Raw genomic sequence first — 17,528 nt, 5'->3', positions numbered from 1 at the left:
CTTGATAAATTCCCGAATGGCCCAATTCTATGCCGACCATTCACTTATCAAGAGTAAAACTCCATGAATCCAAAATAGGCCACACTCTTTCAAACATACACCCTCAATAACGGCGTAACCATCAAAAACCGCCTTGTCGTCGCCCCCATGACCCATTTCGGCTCACAAGCCGACGGTTTGATCAGCGACCAAGAGCGTACCTTCCTCAGCAACCGTGCAGGCGATATGGGCTTGTTTATCACTGCCGCCACTTTGGTTCAAAAAGACGGCAAAGCCTTTCACGGCCAACCTGAAGCCACAGGCGAACACTGCCTCGACAGCCTGAAAGAAACCGCACAAATCCTGCAACAACAAGGCGCAAAAGCGATTTTACAAATTCATCACGGCGGTTCCAAAGCCATGAATGACCTTTTGGACGGTCTCGACAAAATCAGCGCTTCCGCCAGCGAAGCCGAACACGCACGCGAAGCGACCGAAAAAGAAGTCGAAGCACTCATCGCCTCTTATGCGCAAGCCGCCGATTTGGCGCTTCGTGCCGGTTTTGACGGTGTGGAAATCCATGGCGCGAACGGCTATTTAATCCAACAGTTTTACTCTGCCCAAAGCAACCGCCGCAACGACCAATGGGGCGGCAGCTTGGAAAACAGAATGCGCTTTCCTCTGGCCGTTATCGATGCCGTGGTTGCCGTCCGTGAAAAACACCAGCGCGACGACTTCATTATCGGCTACCGCTTCTCTCCCGAAGAGCCGGGCGATGACGGCTTAACCATGACTGAAACCGGCGCACTGATTGACGCATTGGTACAAAAACCGCTACAATATCTGCACGTTTCCCTGTGGGAATTTGATAAAAAAATCCGTCGCGGCGGCGATACCGCGCAAACCCGTATGCAGTTCATCCACGAACGCATCAACGGCAAACTGCCGCTTATCGGCGTGGGCAACCTGTTTACCGCCGACCAAATTTTGGCTGCCTATGAAACCGGCTGGGCAGAATTTATCGCATTGGGCAAAACCGTGATGATTAATCCGCACATCGCCACACAAATCCGTGAAGGCCGCGAAGATGAAATCGAAACGCAACTCGACCCAACGCGTGCCGACCATTACGGCCTCCCCGACACCTTGTGGGGCTTTGCCTCCAGCGGTCAGCTAAATAGAGAGTAAATTAGTTTAGGAGAAAAAGATGAAAGCTACTGAATTGAATGAAAAACTTATTGTTGCAGAAGACGCTTTGGCTGAATTGTCAAAAGATGACCTTGTATCTCTTTTATGTGAAATTGGTTATAGTCCTGCGGCTATTGATGTATTGACAGAATATCAGGAATTTGTCAAAGCTTTTCGAAAGAAACTAGGTTTGCTCTAATCCGAATGCCCCCCGTGAAAACTGGCCCTTATGGCCTGACAATCTAACAGGAGAAAATAAACATGTCACGTATTGGTAATAAAGTTATCGTGTTGCCTGCTGGTGTTGAACTCACTAACAATGACAACGTAATAACTGTAAAAGGACCTAAATACGCAATCATGGCTGCCGCCGGTAAAAGGCGCGGAATGGAAACCGATGGATATTTAATCATCGATTCATAAACAAAGGCCGTCTGAAACTTTTCAGACGGCCTTTGTTTTGGTGCAAACATTGAATTATCAAGCATTTTTTTGTACAATTCCGCATCTTTCAATCTATTGCAGGGCGTGTTGCACACGCCCTTATTTTAGCCTGTTTTCCAACACCCATATCCTTCAGGCCGTCTGAAAAAACGGCCTGAACCTTTTTGCAAAGAAAACCATGTCCCAAGAAATACTCGACCAAGTGCGCCGCCGCCGCACGTTTGCCATCATCTCCCACCCTGACGCGGGTAAAACCACGCTGACCGAAAAGCTGTTGCTGTTTTCAGGTGCGATTCAGAGCGCGGGTACGGTAAAAGGCAAGAAAACCGGCAAATTCGCCACCTCCGACTGGATGGAAATCGAAAAGCAGCGCGGCATTTCCGTGGCATCCAGCGTGATGCAGTTCGACTACAAAGACCACACCGTCAACCTCTTGGACACGCCGGGACACCAAGACTTCTCCGAAGACACCTACCGCGTTTTGACCGCCGTGGACAGCGCGTTGATGGTCATCGACGCGGCAAAAGGCGTGGAAGCGCAAACCATCAAACTCTTGAACGTCTGCCGCCTGCGCAATACGCCGATTGTTACCTTCATGAACAAATACGACCGCGAAGTGCGCGATTCTTTGGAATTGCTGGATGAAGTGGAAAATATTTTAAAAATCCGCTGCGCGCCCGTTACTTGGCCTATCGGCATTGGCAAAAACTTCAAGGGCGTGTACCACATCCTGAACGATGAAATCTATCTCTTCGACGCAGGCGGCGAACGTCTGCCGCACGAATTCGACATCATCAAAGGCATCGACAATCCCGAACTGGAACAACGCTTTCCGCTGGAAATCCAGCAGCTGCGCGACGAAATCGAATTGGTGCAGGCGGCTTCCAACGAGTTCAATCTTGACGAATTTCTCGCCGGCGAACTCACGCCCGTGTTCTTCGGCTCGGCGATTAACAACTTCGGTATTCAGGAAATCCTCAATTCATTGATCGACTGGGCTCCCGCGCCGAAACCGCGCGACGCGACCGTACGCATGGTTGAGCCTGACGAACCTAAGTTCTCCGGATTTATCTTCAAAATCCAAGCCAATATGGACCCGAAACACCGCGACCGTATCGCCTTCTTACGCGTCTGCTCCGGTAAATTCGAGCGCGGCATGAAGATGAAACACCTGCGCATCAACCGCGAAATCGCCGCTTCCAGCGTAGTAACCTTCATGTCGCACGACCGCGAGCTGGTGGAAGAAGCCTACGCCGGCGATATTATCGGTATCCCGAACCACGGCAACATCCAAATCGGCGACAGCTTCTCCGAAGGTGAACAACTGGCGTTTACCGGCATCCCATTCTTCGCGCCCGAACTGTTCCGCAGCGTACGTATCAAAAACCCGCTGAAAATCAAACAACTGCAAAAAGGTTTGCAACAGCTTGGCGAAGAAGGCGCGGTACAGGTCTTCAAACCGATGAGCGGCGCAGATTTGATTTTAGGTGCGGTCGGCGTGTTGCAGTTTGAAGTCGTTACCTCGCGCCTCGCCAATGAATACGGCGTAGAGGCCGTGTTTGACAACGCATCCATCTGGTCGGCGCGCTGGGTATCGTGCGAAGACAAGAAAAAGCTGGCGGAATTTGAAAAAGCCAATGCAGGCAACCTTTCGATAGACGCTGGCGGCAACCTCGCCTACCTCGCGCCTAACCGCGTAAACTTAAATCTGACGCAAGAACGCTGGCCGGACATCGTGTTCCACGAAACACGCGAGCATTCGGTTAAACTGTAAAACAAAAAGGCCGTCTGAAACTTCCAGACGGCCTTTTTTTCATTCGATATCAACCCAATAAATCCCAAGCAAACTTTCCAATGGTCAGGCACAGCAGCAACATAAATCCGTAACGCAGCTCAAATATTGTCTTATTTTAGCTTTTAGCACCTCACCAAACATTTTCGGAATAAATGTTGACTTTAACCTTAGGTCAAAGTTTATGATTTGTGCTCCTTCAGTTATCACATAGGCGAAAAACATGAAAAAACTTATGACTTTTATCACACTTAGCGCTGTTGCAATTTCAAATTATGCCCAAGCTAATGAACAACCGCATCAAGCACACATGAATATGCCAATGTCGACAGATTCTGCAATGCAACAAGAATTAATGCAAGGTATGAATCAAATGAATCAAGACATGATGGCTGCTGCGCAATATAAAGATCCTGATGTTGCTTTTGCAGCAGGTATGTTGCCACACCATATTGGCGCAGTAAAAATGGCGGAAGTTGAATTAAAATACGGAAAGGATCCTGAGATGCGTAAGCTTGCTGAGGATATTATTAACGCACAACAAGCGGAAATTGAACAAATGCAAAAATGGCTTAAAGCACACAACAAAAAAAGCTCCGTAAAATGATCTGACCCCAAAAGTTAGACTGATTTAGTTCAAGGACTGAGTTCTGTAATTCACAGAGCTCAGTCCTTTTAGTTTCCCTTGAATGCGCTCATGGTTGTAATAATGAATGTACTCATGAATCGTTTTTTCCAGTTGTTAGAACGTCTCAAATCATTTACCGTAATAACATTCCATTTTTAATCGTCCAATTGATGACCTTTGCCGAAGCGTTGGCCGCTAAAAAATCATAGCCGTAAAAGCGGACGAACACAAAAGCCAGCAGGCTGCCCGTTCCCGGCCCGAACACACCGTCGTAAAACCCGATTAACGCGCTGAAAAACAAGCCCCATAAGGTTTCACGGCGCGTCAGCTTTTCAGTGCGCACCGTCTGCCCCAAGTCTTTTTTCAAAAAAGTGTACAGACACATGGCAATCATAATGACCAACATCGTCGGTTTCATGTATTGCACGGGGAAATACACCACCGTTTTCGCGCCCAAATATGAAGCGGCAAATGCCAACGCCGCCGCAGGCAACAGCATTTTCCACGGCACTGGGATTCGGCGCAGATATTGCCCCGTCGCGGTTAACGTGCCGCAACAGGAAGCAAATTTATTGACACCCATCACTGAAGCCACAGGCGTAGCGTTTGGCAATAGGTTGAACAATCCGGGAATCTGCAACAGCCCTCCGCCGCCAACGGCCGCATCCATCAGCCCGGCGGCAAAGCCGACCAACACCAGATAATAAAAAAACGAATCTGCAAGCATAATGCCCATCTCAAAAAAGCAAAGCGATTTTGCGCGTGTTTGCCTGTCCTGACAACCTACAAGGCCGTCTGAAAACCATACGTTCAGACGGCCTTTTGTTATTTGGCAATGTTTACAGCTTATTGCTTACGCTTGTCCCACCATGCAAACAAGTTGCCCAAAACCGTTCCCGATACAGAGTGCCAAACGCAGGCAACGGCGGCGGCAACGGCAGACTCGGCATTACCGGGAAAGAATTTAGCGCTCAAACCGGTGGCAAGTCCGGCATTTTGTACACCGACTTCGATGGCAAGGGTGCGTTTTTTGGCGGTATTCATGCCAGTCAGCGCGCCGCTGTAATAGCCAAGAATATAGCCGCCGATGTTGTGGGCAGCGATGGCGAGTACCATCACGAAGGCGGATTCGGCGAAACGATGGCCGTGAACGGCAGCAACGCCGCCGACAATACAGGCAAATGCAACAACGGCAACGGCAGGCATAATCGCGCGCACGTCTTCAAACCAATGTTTTTTATGCAGCAAGATATTGGCGGCAGAGCCGATAACGACAGGCAACAGGGTAACGAGCAGCATAAATTTGAACATACTCCAGCCGTCCATTTCGACGGTTTGTCCGACCAAATAAGTCATCCACAATGGCGTCATCACAGGAGCGAGGACGGTGGAAACAGTGGTCATGCCAACCGAAAAGGCAACATCGCCTTTAGCCAAAAAACTCATGATATTGGACGAAACGCCGCCCGGACAAGTACCGACCAAAACCAAACCTAGCGTCAATCCGGGCGAAAGGTCAAAGGCTTTGGCAATACCGATAGCGAGCAGGGGCATAATCGTGTATTGGGCGATTGCGCCGATAAAAATATCGAGCGGACGTTGCGCCAAAATTTGATAATCTTCTTTGCCCAAAGTCATACCCATACCCAGCATGATGATGCCGAGTACGACGACTTGCGTATCGCCTTTTACCCACGAAAAAGTGGCAGGTTCGATAAAGGCGATGATGGAGGCAAGGACGATGATCAGGGCGGTGAAGCGGGTCATTTGTCGGCTGACTGTGGTCAGAAAGTTCATGTTTTTACTCCTTTGTATGTTTTTATCATGACAATAATTGCCATAATTTAACACATATTAACTCTTATGCGCAATTACAGTAACGCAACAGGAAATCCGCCATCCAATAATGTTTAAAGATAAACCGCACTAATTCCACCTAATATCAACACAAAGGCCGTCTGAAACCTTTTCAGACGGCCTTATCCTATCCGTTAATCATCGATTTATTCGATATTTTGAACCTGTTCGCGCATTTGCTCGATCAAGACTTTCAGTTCTACCGACGCTTGCGTACATTCGGCGGCGATGGCTTTGCTGCCCAAGGTATTGGCTTCACGATTCAACTCTTGCATCAAGAAGTCCAAACGTTTACCTGCGCTGCCCTTACCTTCGGTAACAATGCGGCGCACTTCGGCGATATGGGTACGCAAACGGCTGAATTCCTCATCCACATCGGATTTTTGAATAAACAAAGCAAATTCCTGTTGCAAGCGGTCGTTGTCGATGTTGCCGACGGCTTCTGCCAAACGGGTTTTGACTTTGTCCATATGCGCCTGCAAAAGGCTTGGGAACAGTTCGTTCAAAGCGTCCACAATCTCTTCCATGCCGTCCAGACGTTGCAGCAAATGTTCGCCCAGTTTTTTGCCTTCGCGTTTGCGGGCGGCGGTAAACTCTTTCAACGCGCCGGTCAATAAATCTTTAACACCTTTCGCCAAGGCTTCGGAGTCTTCGCCCTGCCCTGCCAAAACGCCGGGGAAACGCAAAACGTCGGCCACGCTCAGCTTGCCGAAATTGTGTTCCTTACGCCATTCTTTGTTCAAATGCGCCAGTTGTGCGACTAAATCCTGATTGACTTCCAAAGTCTGACCGCCCGAAGCCGCATCTTGCAGCTGAACACGGCATTCCAATTTACCGCGCGCCACGGCCGCGGCAATCTGCTCGCGCAACGCGCCTTCCAAATAGCGCAACTCTTCCGGCATACGGAATTGGACATCCAAATAACGATGGTTGACCGCGCGGATTTCCAAATTAATCCGCTTGCCGCCGCATTCGCCTGCGGCATTGGCAAAGCCGGTCATGCTGTGGATTTGAATAGTTCGTCTTGTAGCCATGGTTTTACTCCGTTTCCAAATACGAGTGAAAGTATGGACACTATAACACACCCGACCGACGATTTTCAGACGGCCTTTGGTGCCAAATTCCTCTATAATTCAAGGCAACCTGTTTTTTATTCTCCCCAAAGGACCATCATGAGCGACTACACCCGCACCGGCCGCGCCGCCGACAGCCTGCGCAACATTAAAATCACCCCCAATTTCCTGCCACATGCCGATGGTTCCTGCCTTATCGAGTGCGGCAACACCAAAGTGATTTGCACGGCCTCCATCGACGAAAACGTTCCCCCTTTTCTGCGCGGTAAAGAACAAGGCTGGGTAACGGCCGAATACGGCATGTTGCCGGCTTCCACTGCCTCCCGTATGCGCCGTGAAGCCGCCGCAGGCAAACAGTCCGGCCGCACACAAGAAATCCAACGCCTGATCGGCCGCTCGCTGCGCGCCGTCGTCGATATGGAAAAACTAGGCGAACGCCAAATCCTGATTGACTGCGACGTCATCCAAGCCGACGGCGGCACGCGTACCGCTTCCATTACCGGTGCCTACGTTGCCCTGCAAATCGCCGTAGACAAACTCCTTTCAGACGGCCTTATCAGCGAAAACCCCATCCGTGAAGCCGTTGCCGCCGTTTCCGCCGGCGTGGTGGGCGGTGTACTGCTTTTGGACTTGGACTATCCCGAAGATTCAGGCTGCGACAGCGACGTTAACATCATCATGACCGCATCTGGCAAAATCATCGAAATCCAAGGCACAGCCGAAGGCGCACCGTTCAGCATCGAAGAATTGGGCAAACTCATTGCCCTCGCGCACAAAGGCATTGCCGAATTAGTCCAACACCAGCAGGCCGCCCTTTTGGCCCGATAATCAACAAGGCCGTCTGAAAACTTTCAGACGGCCTTTTTTAACCCAACCCCTTTATGCGTATTTACTCAAAAAAGCGCGTTCTATCCTTGAATTCCATGTAAAAAATAGTAATAATAACCCTTTTTCCAGCAAACCAAGCTGCCCGACAACCCCCACAAGAAAGCACGAAACATGGCGTTAATCGTACATAAATACGGCGGCACATCAGTAGGCTCGCCCGAACGCATCAAAAACGTAGCCAAACGTGTCGCCAAAGCCCGCGCCGAAGGACACGACATCGTAGTCGTCGTATCCGCCATGAGCGGCGAAACCAACCGACTGGTCGCACTGGCGCACGAAATGCAAGAGCATCCCGATCCGCGTGAGCTGGACGTCGTTCTCGCTACCGGCGAACAAGTGACCATCGGCCTGCTGGCCATGGCCCTGAAAGACATCGGCGTTGACGCCAAGAGCTACACCGGCTGGCAAGTCGCCCTCCAAACCGACACTTCCCACACCAAAGCCCGCATCGAAAACATCGACGACGAAAAAATGCGTGCCGATTTGGCCGCTGGAAAAGTCGTTATCGTAGCCGGTTTCCAAGGCATCAGCAGCGAAGGTAATATCTCAACCCTTGGCCGCGGCGGTTCGGACACCTCCGCCGTTGCCATCGCCGCAGCCCTCAAAGCCGACGAATGCCAAATTTACACCGACGTGGACGGCGTTTACACCACCGACCCACGCGTCGTACCCGAAGCGCGCCGCATGGACACGATCACTTTTGAAGAAATGATCGAACTGGCCAGCCTCGGTTCAAAAGTTTTACAAATCCGCTCCGTAGAATTCGCCGGAAAATACAAAGTGCGCCTGCGCGTACTCAGCAGCCTGCAAGATGGCGGCAACGGCACCCTGATTACCTTTGAAGAGGACGACAACATGGAAAGAGCAGCCGTAACCGGTATCGCATTCGACAAAAACCAAGCACGCATCAACGTACGCGGCGTACCTGACAAACCCGGCGTTGCCTACCAAATCCTCGGCGCAGTGGCCGATGCCAACATCGAAGTCGACATGATCATCCAAAATGTCGGCAGCGAAGGCACAACCGACTTCTCCTTCACCGTTCCACGCGGTGACTACAAACAAACCATCGAACTGCTGCAACAACGCCAAGACAGCATCGGCGCCGCCTGCATTGACGGCGACGACACCGTATGCAAAGTCTCCGCAGTCGGCTTGGGCATGCGTTCACACGTCGGCGTAGCAGCCAAAATCTTCCGCACCCTCGCAGAAGAAGGCATCAACATCCAAATGATTTCAACTTCCGAAATCAAAGTATCCGTCCTGATTGACGAAAAATACATGGAACTGGCTACCCGCGTTCTGCATAAAGCATTCGACTTAGGTAACTAATTCCAGCCTATTAAAAAGGCCGTCTGAAACTTTATTGTTTCAGACGGCCTTTTATATTAAAACTTTGCTGTTTCAATACTCAATCCTTCCCTTCTCTCGAAAAATGCTCAATCTCAAATCCGCTCTGACGATAAGCTCGGAAACGGTCTCGGGCTTCAGCTAAATCTTCCAAGCTGTTGCCTACAATTTCAAGGATACGGTTTGGAATGGCCGGGGCTTGGCTCCAAAAATCGGCAGACAGGTTCAAAACCGTGCAATCTTGCGGAATATTCGGCAATGCGTTTCCAAACGCAAGCAATACCGGCGTTTCAGACGGCATGGGGTCGGTAGGCAGCCAGACTTCATGCGGAATAAAGCTTTCGGGAATCTGCTGCCATAAATCAACGTCTAGTTGCTGCACTGCCGCAGAAGAATCCGACCACACCAAAATCTGCCCGCCATCGCGTATGGCGCGCGCAATCAGGCGGCAGGCAAAGGCGGCCGGCTGGGCGACGTGTGTATAAAAAGTGGCTTTAGGCATGGCGTATTCTTTCGTTTAAGCAATGGATTTGCCGTTTTCAGACGGCCTTTTTGGTTTTCAACAATCTCAAGGCATTGCCCAACACCAGCAGCGAGCTGAAACTCATGCCGAGCGCGGCGATCCACGGGGTAACGTAACCAAACACGGCCAGCGGAACGGCAACCAGATTGTATGCGCTCGCCCAAGTCAGGTTTTGGCGGATGATTTGATGAGTGCGGCGTGCCTGTTCCATCATCACGGGCAAAACGTTCAAATCATCATTGAGCAAAACCACATCCGCACCGTCTCGCGCCACATCGGCACTTGTAGCCACGGCAGCCGATACATCGGCTTGGGCAAGGACGGGGGCATCGTTGATACCGTCGCCGATCATCATGACTTTACGTCCTTGTTTTTGCAAATTTTCTACATAAGCCAGCTTGTCTTCAGGCGTGGCTTCGGCACGATAGGCGTCCAAACCCAGCTCTTGCGCGACTTGGGCTACGGCAGCCTGACGGTCGCCGCTTAAAAGGTGCAGACGGATGCCGTGTTGTTTCAGTTTTTGCAACATTTCAGCGGCACTGTCTTTGATTTGGTCTTCCAGTAAAAAGGCCGTCTGAAAACCGCTTTGATTGCCCAAGAAAATAATGCCGCCTGTGTGGTCGATATGGGCAAAGGTTTCAGGCAGATTACCGGCAATTTCCGAAACAAACGCCGCTTTGCCCAAAGCCCAAACTTGGGTTTCGCCATCAAATTCAATTTGCGCGCTGACACCGTGTCCGATACGGTTGACCCGTTGTTGCACTTTCACATCAAGCGCGGATACAGGGCCGTCTGAAAGCGTATGGTTCAAAATGGCACGGGCGATGGGGTGTTCGGATTGCTGCTCCAATGCTTGGGCGATAGCAAGGGCTTGGGCTTCGTTCAGACGGCCTGCGGACAACATACAGCTGACAGAGAGCTGCCCTTTGGTCAGCGTACCGGTTTTATCAAACACGACGTCGTCAATTTGGGCAAGCGTTTCCAGGCTTTGTTTGCCGCTGATGAGAATACCGTCTTTGGCAAGTGCGCCGGTCGAAGCGGCCAGCGCGGTAGGGGTAGCGAGCGATAAGGCACACGGGCAGGTAATGACTAGCAGGGCAACGGTAATCCACAAGGCGGTGTGTGCGTCTGCATACCATACCCAGCCGATAAAAACAGGAATCGCAAGCAAAAGTTCGCCAAACACAAAACTGGACGCGTATTTTTCGGCCAACTCGGCGGCACGCGGTTTTTGCGCCAGCGCACGGTCGAGCAGTTTAACGATATGGGACAAACGCGTGTTGCCGCCGGTATGATCGGTGCGGATGATTAAAGGGCTGCTGGTGTTGAGTGTACCGGCGGTTACTTTTTCAGACGGCCTTTTCACGATGGGCAGGCTTTCGCCGGTCAACATGGCTTCGTTAACTTCGCTCTCACCGGACAAAACCGTACCGTCCACCGGAATGACTTCGCCGGGTTTCACAACAATCGTATCGCCGATATTGAGGCGGACGACCGCGGCTTCCTCGATGGCTTCGCTTTCAGGATAAGACGGCAAACGGTGGCAGAATGCCGGAACCAATTTAACCAACCGCTCCGCCGCATCGCCTGCTTTGCGTCGGGCAATCTGTTCCATAAAACGCCCGCCCAACAGAAAAAACAGCAACATAGCGATGGATTCAAAATACATGCCCTGCCCTGCGTTGGTGGCCAAGCTGTAAATACCGGCGATAAAGGTCATCACAATGGCAATGGCAATCGGCGTATCCATGCCGACACGGCGGTTTTTCCAGTCGCGCCAGGCGCCGCGGTAAAACGGCAACGCGCTGTAAAACACAACGGGCAACACCATCAAAAAGCCGCCCCAATGCAGGATTTCCAAATAAAGCGGCTCGATGTCGCCGCCGTAAAAATAAGTCGGCAGGGCAAACATCATCGTTTGCATCATGCCCAGACCGGCCACGGCCAATCTGACGATAAACTGTTTGCGTTCCTTCTGCGCCTGCGCTTCGATTTTTTGCGCATCATAAGGCGCGGCGGTATAACCGGTTTGGCGGATTTTCAGCAAAATGTCCGACAATTCGATGTGGGCGCCGTCCCACACCACGCGGCAACGGTGGGTGCTGTAATTCAAATCCACGCGCACCACGCCCTTCATGCGCAACAACTGCTGCTCAATCAGCCACACACACGCGGCGCAGGTAATGCCGCCCAGCATCAACACCGCCTCGCGCTCATCCCCTGTGCCGACCTCGACAAAATCTGCCTGCACTTCAGGCAAATCGTATAGCTTTAATTGCGACAATACTTCCGGCGGCGGCAATTCGGATTTTTCCGCATCTGCGGTACGCTGTTTGTAATAATTGCCCAAACCTGCATCGATGATACTCTGCGCCACCGCTTGGCAACCGGCGCAGCAGGTTTCGTGTTCTTCGTCTTCAAAATGAACCGTCAGATGCAGATGCTCCGGGACTTCAAGTCCGCAATGGAAGCAGTTTTTTTGGGGATGTGTGGAAGATGTCATAATATGTTCGATTTATTTTTCAGACGGCCTGAAACAATCGTTTCAGGATGTTACATTTTAGCAAAAAGCGTTTTTCCGCCTCATTTCATTTACTTTTGAATTAATAGACTGTCGAATTTTATAAAAAATATGGAAAACAAAGTATTGACCGTTTATCAAATGATGAACGGTAACATATAAATACCGTTTATCTTTAAAAACTTCCAATTATTTTAATGTAAAAATGGAACTTTTTTAAAAAATCCAATACATTTTTTATTGACCTCAATCCATTTAAGCAGCATACTTTAAGCATTCCGCGAAGACGGAAATAAAAAAACACACATTTACTTATAAAACTAACTTATTGGGAAACCTCACCATGATTGATCGCCTTATGCCTATCTTCGCCGTTATCGGCATTTTGTCCAGCACCGTATACCTGAGCCTCGCCGCTTGGATGCTTTACGAAAGCGTGTTCAAAAAGAAAAGCCCTCTGTCGGCATAATCCTCGGATTTAAAATTTTACGGTAAGGCCGTCTGAACATTCAGACGGCCTTGTTTCATTCCATACTATCAAGCACTTGGCTGTACGGCCAATTCAATCATCGCTTCGCGCAAACCGTCCAAGCCCAAACTTTCGGCAACGGAAACATTCACGCCGACGGCATGCCCAGAGTTGTCGCGCAAAATGCCTGCTTCACGTATACCCGACGGCAGCAAATCAATTTTGTTGTACACCACCAATTGCGGAATTTCATGCGCGCCAATTTCTTCCAAGACTTCGTTGACATCGTCCATCTGCCGTTCAAAATCGGGATTAGACGCATCGACGACGTGCAGTAATACATCCGCCATCGCCGTCTCTTCCAAGGTAGCGGAAAACGCCGACACCAGCTTGTGCGGCAAATCGCGGACGAAGCCGACGGTATCGGTCAAAATCACGCTCGCCTCGTGCGACAGGAAAAGCCGACGCGCAGTGGTATCCAAAGTGGCGAACAATTGGTCTTTCGCCAATACGTCCGCTTTGGTCAAACGGTTGAACAGGCTGGATTTTCCGGCGTTGGTATAGCCGACAATGGCAAAGGTTTTCAGACGGCCGCTCATACGCGATTTGCGGCGCGTGGCGCGTTGTTTGCGGACATCGGCAAGCTGTTTTTTCAATATCGTGATTTTTTGTCCGATTAAGCGGCGGTCGGTTTCCAACTGGGTTTCGCCCGGCCCTTTCAAGCCGATACCGCCCTTCTGACTTTGCAGGTGTCCATAACCGCGTACCAGCCGTCCGCTCAAATGGTTCAACTGGGCCAACTCCACCTGCAACTTACCTTCCTGTGACTGGGCGCGTTTGGCGAAAATCGCCAAAATCAAACCCACTCTGTCGAGGACGCGGCATTGAAGCTCTTTTTCCAGATTACGCTCTTGTGTCGGCGTGAGTTCGTGGTTGAACACGACCAGTCCGACATCATGCTGCTTGACCACTGCCGCCAACTCTTCCGCCTTGCCCGTACCGACAAACAAAGCCGGATGCGGTTTGTCACGGCGTGAAGTTTCGATAGAAACCAAATCGCCGCCGGCCGCACTCACCAATTCTGCCGCTTCGGTCAAGGCCGTCTGAAAGCCGCGCTCGCGCGTTTCGTTTGCGCTGGAATAGTCCGCCGTCAGCATTACGCCGACCAAGAGGACGCGTTCGGGCTGCTCCAAAGATTTATCGACGGAAAACAGATTGCGCTTGCTCAAAAAATTTCCTTTCAGACGGCCTGACGGCTGAGTCAAAGTGCCGATTAACGGTTTTTCAAAATATCGGCGAAATATTCGGTCACTTCTGCCAAACGTCCGCCCTGCGCGGCATAAGGCTGCATTACGGCCACCAGCTGCTCCAACACTTCACGCGTTTCGGTTTGCGCGTGTTCGCGGTAGAGCCACATATTTTGCATGGTTACCGTGGTCAATGCCTCGCGTACATTAAGCAAGAGCAAGTGGCGGCAAGACTCGTAGCCTTGACGCAAATCGCCGGCCGCATAGGCGGTAACCGACAATTCATAGTCGATGTCCAACTGATAAACATTGCTTTGGACAAAAAGAATATCGTCTGTTGGGAACGGGATACGTTTCGCCATCAGGCCGATTGCATGGGAAATGCGGTATTTCCCTTCCTGACGCAGCATGGTTTGCGCAAGGTAGAGGCACTCGGCACGGCGCGGGTTGTAATCGTAGCCTGCCAGCCAAGTCGCCAAGGCTTCATCGCGTTTGCCCATTAATTTGTAGCACTCGCCCAGCTGTTGGTAAGAAACCGTCACTTCCTCGATCCAACCGCCCAACTCGATGCGTTTTTTAAACCATTCGCTCGCACGCTCGGGCATATCAGAGTCCCAATAAGAACGTGCCGCATAAAAGGCGTAACGCGGTTTCAGGTCTTCATCTTCAGGGCTGTAAAACGCTTTTTCCAAAGAAACAGCGTCAAGCAGGTATTTGTTCGCCATATTGCTGCGCGCGCCAAAACGGCCGCTGAGAACCGTATAGTCGCCATGAAGCGTGGCTTCGCTGGTATCTTGTTTGTCGGTTTCGATAAACTCGTGCAACACGCCGCGCCAGTAGAATGTGCCGTCATTGCGCAACAACAGCGGACGGTAATAAACCACGCTGCCCATGGCATTTCTCATGCGGAGGCGGTAACGGTCGGCGGTCAGCTCGGGCAATTCCAATTTGCCTTCAAAGCGGTCGTCCGCATCAAAAATCAACACGTAATCGGTTTTGTCTTTTGCGTGTTTCAACGCCTGATTGCGGTTGTATGCAAAATTTTGCCAACCATCATGATGAATCTCGCCTGCGATGCCCTTTGCATCGAAAAAGTGGCGGATCACGCCGACGGTATCATCGGTCGAGCCGGTGTCGCTGATGACATAGTAGTCAAGTTTGATATGGTCGGTGATGTTGGCCAGTGTTTCTTCGATGATTGCCGCTTCGTTTTTGACAATCATATTCAAGCAGATGGTTTGGGACATTTTCAATAGCCGCATTTGTTTGGAAAGGTATTATTTTACTTTAGCATTTTGTTTTTTGCACACAAAATACTCAGGCCGTCTGAAGATTGCCTTTCAGACGGCCTGAAGTTTATTTTGCCTTATCTTTTCTCCTGACGACGTATCAGATACACCGCCAACAGTGCAAACAAAACCGTCGGCAATGCGCCCGCCAAAAACGGCGGCACGCCGTACAATTGGCTGGTAAAGCCAAAGAGCCGTCCGGCAAAGTGGAACAGCAAACCGAGGCAGATACCACCGAAAAGTTTCAAGCCCATATTGCCGTGGCGCGTGGTTTGCGGGGTAAAGGCAAAGGCAACAAGCGCCATCACCCATGCGGCAACGGGATACACCAGCTTGCGCCACCATGCGATGGCATAGACTTGGGTATTTTGGTTGTTTTTTTCCAGATGGTCGATGTAGGTGGTCAATTCGCCGACAGACATTTGATCGGGCTTGACGAGCAATACATCCATCAGGTTGCGTTTGACGGAAATCGGCCAGTTTTCTTCGGCGGTAGTAGAAACCTCGACTTTATCTTCGCCCAATATGCTGCGGCGGATATTTTTCAGCTGCCAGCTGCCGTCGGGATTCAAAACGGCTGATTCTGCTTCTGCCGCTTGGGTCAATTCGTTTTTATCGTTGCGCTGCCAAATTTTGATGCCCAAAAGCGTATGGTCGGGCAACATTTCGCGCACGTTGATAATACTGTTTTTTTCTTTCAGCCAAAGGCCGGTATTGCCGGTACTGATTTTGCCGTTGATGGCGGCGGCTTTGATGTTTTCGGCTTTTTGGCTCAGCGTGGGGGCAACCCATTCGCCAAGCGCGACAGTGGCAATGGCAAAAATCAAACCGAACTGCGACAGAATCAACAGCAGCTTTTTGGTGCTCATGCCGCTGGCTTTGATAACGGTCAGCTCGCTGCCGGAAGCCAGTTGGCTGAGGGAAATCAGGCCGCCGATCAAAACAGCTAGCGGCATCAGTTCATATGCGCGCGCAGGCATCTGCATGAAAACATACTGCCCCAATTTTGTGCCGTTATAGCTGCCTTTTCCAAGATCGCCGACTTCGTTGATGATTTCAAAAAAGCTGTACAAAGCGAGGAAGGCAAGGAGGGCGTAAACCGCCATAACCGCCATTTGACGGATGATGTAACGTGAAATCAGGTTCATTTTCCGCCTTTCAATGTCAGACTTTTGGCAACTGCCTGCCAGAAGGGTTGGCTAGGCATACTGCGCACGCGCAGCAGGACGACGGCAATCACAAACATGATGATGTGCATAGGCAGCAGTCCGAGCCAAAAATGGATTTTGCCGTCTTCCACAGCATTGCGCAGGAAGGTCAGTCCGTTTTGGTAAACCAAAAATAGACCGATGGCAATCAGGATATTGTAGGTATGGCCGCTACGCGGATTGAAATAGGAAAGCGGCACGGCAAGCAGGCACAGCAACAAAACGCTGACGGTCAAGGAAATACGCCACATCAATTCCGCCTGGTGTTGGGGATTGCTGCTGCCAATCAGTTGGGCAGTCGGAATGGTGCGGCGGTGTGAAACAGGGTCGATGAGTTTGGGCGTGGTGCTGATAATCAGGCTGAGGTGTTGGAAAGAAACGCGGTTGTAATCGGCTTTGCCGGGCGTACCGCTGTAACGGTAGCCGTCGCGCAATTCAAGCGTGCGTTTGTTGTCGGTCAGCGAAAAATTGCCCTCTTTGGCAAAAACGATGTTGTCGTTGCCGTTTTTGTCCTGCTCACGCAGGAAGAGGTTTTTCATGATGCCGGACTCGGTATCGAAGGTTTCGACAAAATAAACCCTGCCGTTGCGCTTGCCCAAGCTATTGAACTCGCCGGCTTCCACCAAAGACAATTCCTGCTTCTGCTTCAAGATTTCGGCATATTCGCGGCTGCGCAACTCTGCCCACGGCATCACCCAAAGCTGCATGACGGCAATCAAAATGGCAAACGGCACGGCAAACTGCATGACCGGGCGTATCCATTGTTTCAATGCCAATCCGCAGGAGAGCCAGACCGACATTTCGCTGTCACGCCAGTAGCGGGTCAATACGGTCAACGTACTGATAAATGCGGTCAACACCAGCAAAAGCGGGGTCATGCCGATTACCCAGAAGCCGACTAAGGCCAACACGGCATCAATGGCGACACGCCCGTCGGCTGCGCGGCCAAGCAGGTTGATGGCCTGCGTGGACACCAATACCGCCAAGAGGACGACAAAGATGCCGACAGCGGTAAAGGAAAGTTCTTTAATAAAGTTTCTTTGGTAAATCATAAGATTGAGCGTGGTATACG

At 50.9% G+C, this 17,528-nt stretch carries 14 protein-coding genes and 4 pseudogenes; 8 read left to right on the top strand and 10 right to left on the bottom strand.

The window, feature by feature from the left end; translation table 11 throughout:
* Positions 1-63 precede the first annotated feature (63 nt).
* From O3660_RS08790 to O3660_RS08770, 5 genes and pseudogenes are all read left to right on the top strand, one after another.
* Positions 64-1,167: pseudogene (locus tag O3660_RS08790) on the top strand (NADH-dependent flavin oxidoreductase).
* A gap of 19 nt (positions 1,168-1,186) precedes the next feature.
* Complete coding sequence (locus tag O3660_RS08785; RefSeq protein ID WP_000648250.1) at positions 1,187-1,366, top strand: hypothetical protein; 180 nt, start codon at positions 1,187-1,189, stop codon at positions 1,364-1,366.
* A 62-nt stretch (positions 1,367-1,428) separates the two neighbouring features.
* A pseudogene (rplF, locus tag O3660_RS08780) lies at positions 1,429-1,522 on the top strand (50S ribosomal protein L6); the annotation flags it as partial.
* A gap of 267 nt (positions 1,523-1,789) precedes the next feature.
* A complete protein-coding gene (locus tag O3660_RS08775) occupies positions 1,790-3,385 on the top strand; it encodes a peptide chain release factor 3 (RefSeq protein ID WP_371464847.1) in 1,596 nt (531 codons plus the stop codon).
* A gap of 241 nt (positions 3,386-3,626) precedes the next feature.
* Complete coding sequence (locus O3660_RS08770; RefSeq protein WP_036491551.1) at positions 3,627-4,010, top strand: DUF305 domain-containing protein; 384 nt, start codon at positions 3,627-3,629, stop codon at positions 4,008-4,010.
* Positions 4,011-4,034: 24 nt separating this feature from the next.
* On the opposite strand, the pseudogene O3660_RS08765 reads toward O3660_RS08770, so the two are convergent.
* From O3660_RS08765 to O3660_RS08750, 4 genes and pseudogenes are all read right to left on the bottom strand, one after another.
* Positions 4,035-4,205 (bottom strand): annotated as a pseudogene (locus O3660_RS08765) (IS3 family transposase); the annotation flags it as partial.
* Positions 4,192-4,758 (bottom strand): annotated as a pseudogene (locus O3660_RS08760) (sulfite exporter TauE/SafE family protein); the annotation flags it as partial. The pseudogenes O3660_RS08760 and O3660_RS08765, both read right to left, overlap by 14 nt.
* Before the next feature lie 119 nt (positions 4,759-4,877).
* Positions 4,878-5,828: a bile acid:sodium symporter family protein gene (locus tag O3660_RS08755; RefSeq protein WP_049352707.1), complete on the bottom strand. Its 951-nt coding sequence runs from the start codon at positions 5,826-5,828 to the stop codon at positions 4,878-4,880.
* Positions 5,829-6,034: 206 nt separating this feature from the next.
* The gene (locus tag O3660_RS08750; protein WP_318250613.1) at positions 6,035-6,922 is read right to left on the bottom strand and encodes a YicC/YloC family endoribonuclease; all 888 of its coding nucleotides are present in this window, start codon (positions 6,920-6,922) and stop codon (positions 6,035-6,037) included.
* 138 nt (positions 6,923-7,060) lie between these two features.
* Here O3660_RS08750 and rph point away from each other — a divergent pair, with 138 nt between their 5' ends.
* Positions 7,061-7,789, top strand: a complete 729-nt coding sequence (rph, locus tag O3660_RS08745) for a ribonuclease PH (protein WP_371464846.1) — start codon at positions 7,061-7,063, stop codon at positions 7,787-7,789.
* 171 nt (positions 7,790-7,960) lie between these two features.
* Positions 7,961-9,181 (top strand): aspartate kinase, encoded by a 1,221-nt coding sequence (locus O3660_RS08740; RefSeq protein ID WP_049352709.1) that lies wholly within the window; start codon positions 7,961-7,963, stop codon positions 9,179-9,181.
* A gap of 79 nt (positions 9,182-9,260) precedes the next feature.
* Here the strand turns inward: O3660_RS08740 and O3660_RS08735 are convergent, their stop codons facing one another.
* A complete protein-coding gene (locus O3660_RS08735) occupies positions 9,261-9,701 on the bottom strand; it encodes a DNA polymerase III subunit chi (protein WP_049352710.1) in 441 nt (146 codons plus the stop codon).
* A gap of 37 nt (positions 9,702-9,738) precedes the next feature.
* The gene (locus O3660_RS08730) at positions 9,739-12,225 is read right to left on the bottom strand and encodes a heavy metal translocating P-type ATPase (RefSeq protein WP_049352712.1); all 2,487 of its coding nucleotides are present in this window, start codon (positions 12,223-12,225) and stop codon (positions 9,739-9,741) included.
* Between the two features lie 361 nt (positions 12,226-12,586).
* On the opposite strand from O3660_RS08730, the gene O3660_RS08725 reads away from it, so the two are divergent.
* Positions 12,587-12,712: a hypothetical protein gene (locus O3660_RS08725; RefSeq protein ID WP_003678791.1), complete on the top strand. Its 126-nt coding sequence runs from the start codon at positions 12,587-12,589 to the stop codon at positions 12,710-12,712.
* A gap of 68 nt (positions 12,713-12,780) precedes the next feature.
* On the opposite strand, the gene hflX is transcribed toward O3660_RS08725, so the two are convergent.
* The 4 genes from hflX to lptF form a co-directional block, all read right to left on the bottom strand.
* Positions 12,781-13,941 carry a GTPase HflX gene (gene hflX / locus O3660_RS08720; RefSeq protein ID WP_049352714.1) on the bottom strand — a complete coding sequence of 387 codons (1,161 nt, stop codon included), beginning with the start codon at positions 13,939-13,941 and terminating at the stop codon, positions 12,781-12,783.
* 44 nt (positions 13,942-13,985) lie between these two features.
* Positions 13,986-15,206 (bottom strand): glycosyltransferase, encoded by a 1,221-nt coding sequence (locus O3660_RS08715; protein WP_318250611.1) that lies wholly within the window; start codon positions 15,204-15,206, stop codon positions 13,986-13,988.
* Positions 15,207-15,325: 119 nt separating this feature from the next.
* Positions 15,326-16,396 (bottom strand): LPS export ABC transporter permease LptG, encoded by a 1,071-nt coding sequence (lptG, locus tag O3660_RS08710; protein WP_371464845.1) that lies wholly within the window; start codon positions 16,394-16,396, stop codon positions 15,326-15,328.
* Positions 16,393-17,508: an LPS export ABC transporter permease LptF gene (gene lptF, locus O3660_RS08705; protein ID WP_004519285.1), complete on the bottom strand. Its 1,116-nt coding sequence runs from the start codon at positions 17,506-17,508 to the stop codon at positions 16,393-16,395. The genes lptG and lptF overlap by 4 nt, the downstream gene beginning before the upstream one ends.
* Positions 17,509-17,528 lie beyond the last annotated feature (20 nt).

Source organism: Neisseria sp. 27098_8_139 (genome assembly GCF_041433195.1).
Lineage (GTDB): Bacteria > Pseudomonadota > Gammaproteobacteria > Burkholderiales > Neisseriaceae > Neisseria > Neisseria subflava.
The sequence above is the reverse complement of the archived record's forward strand: the minus strand, read 5'-3'. Positions and strand labels throughout refer to the sequence as shown.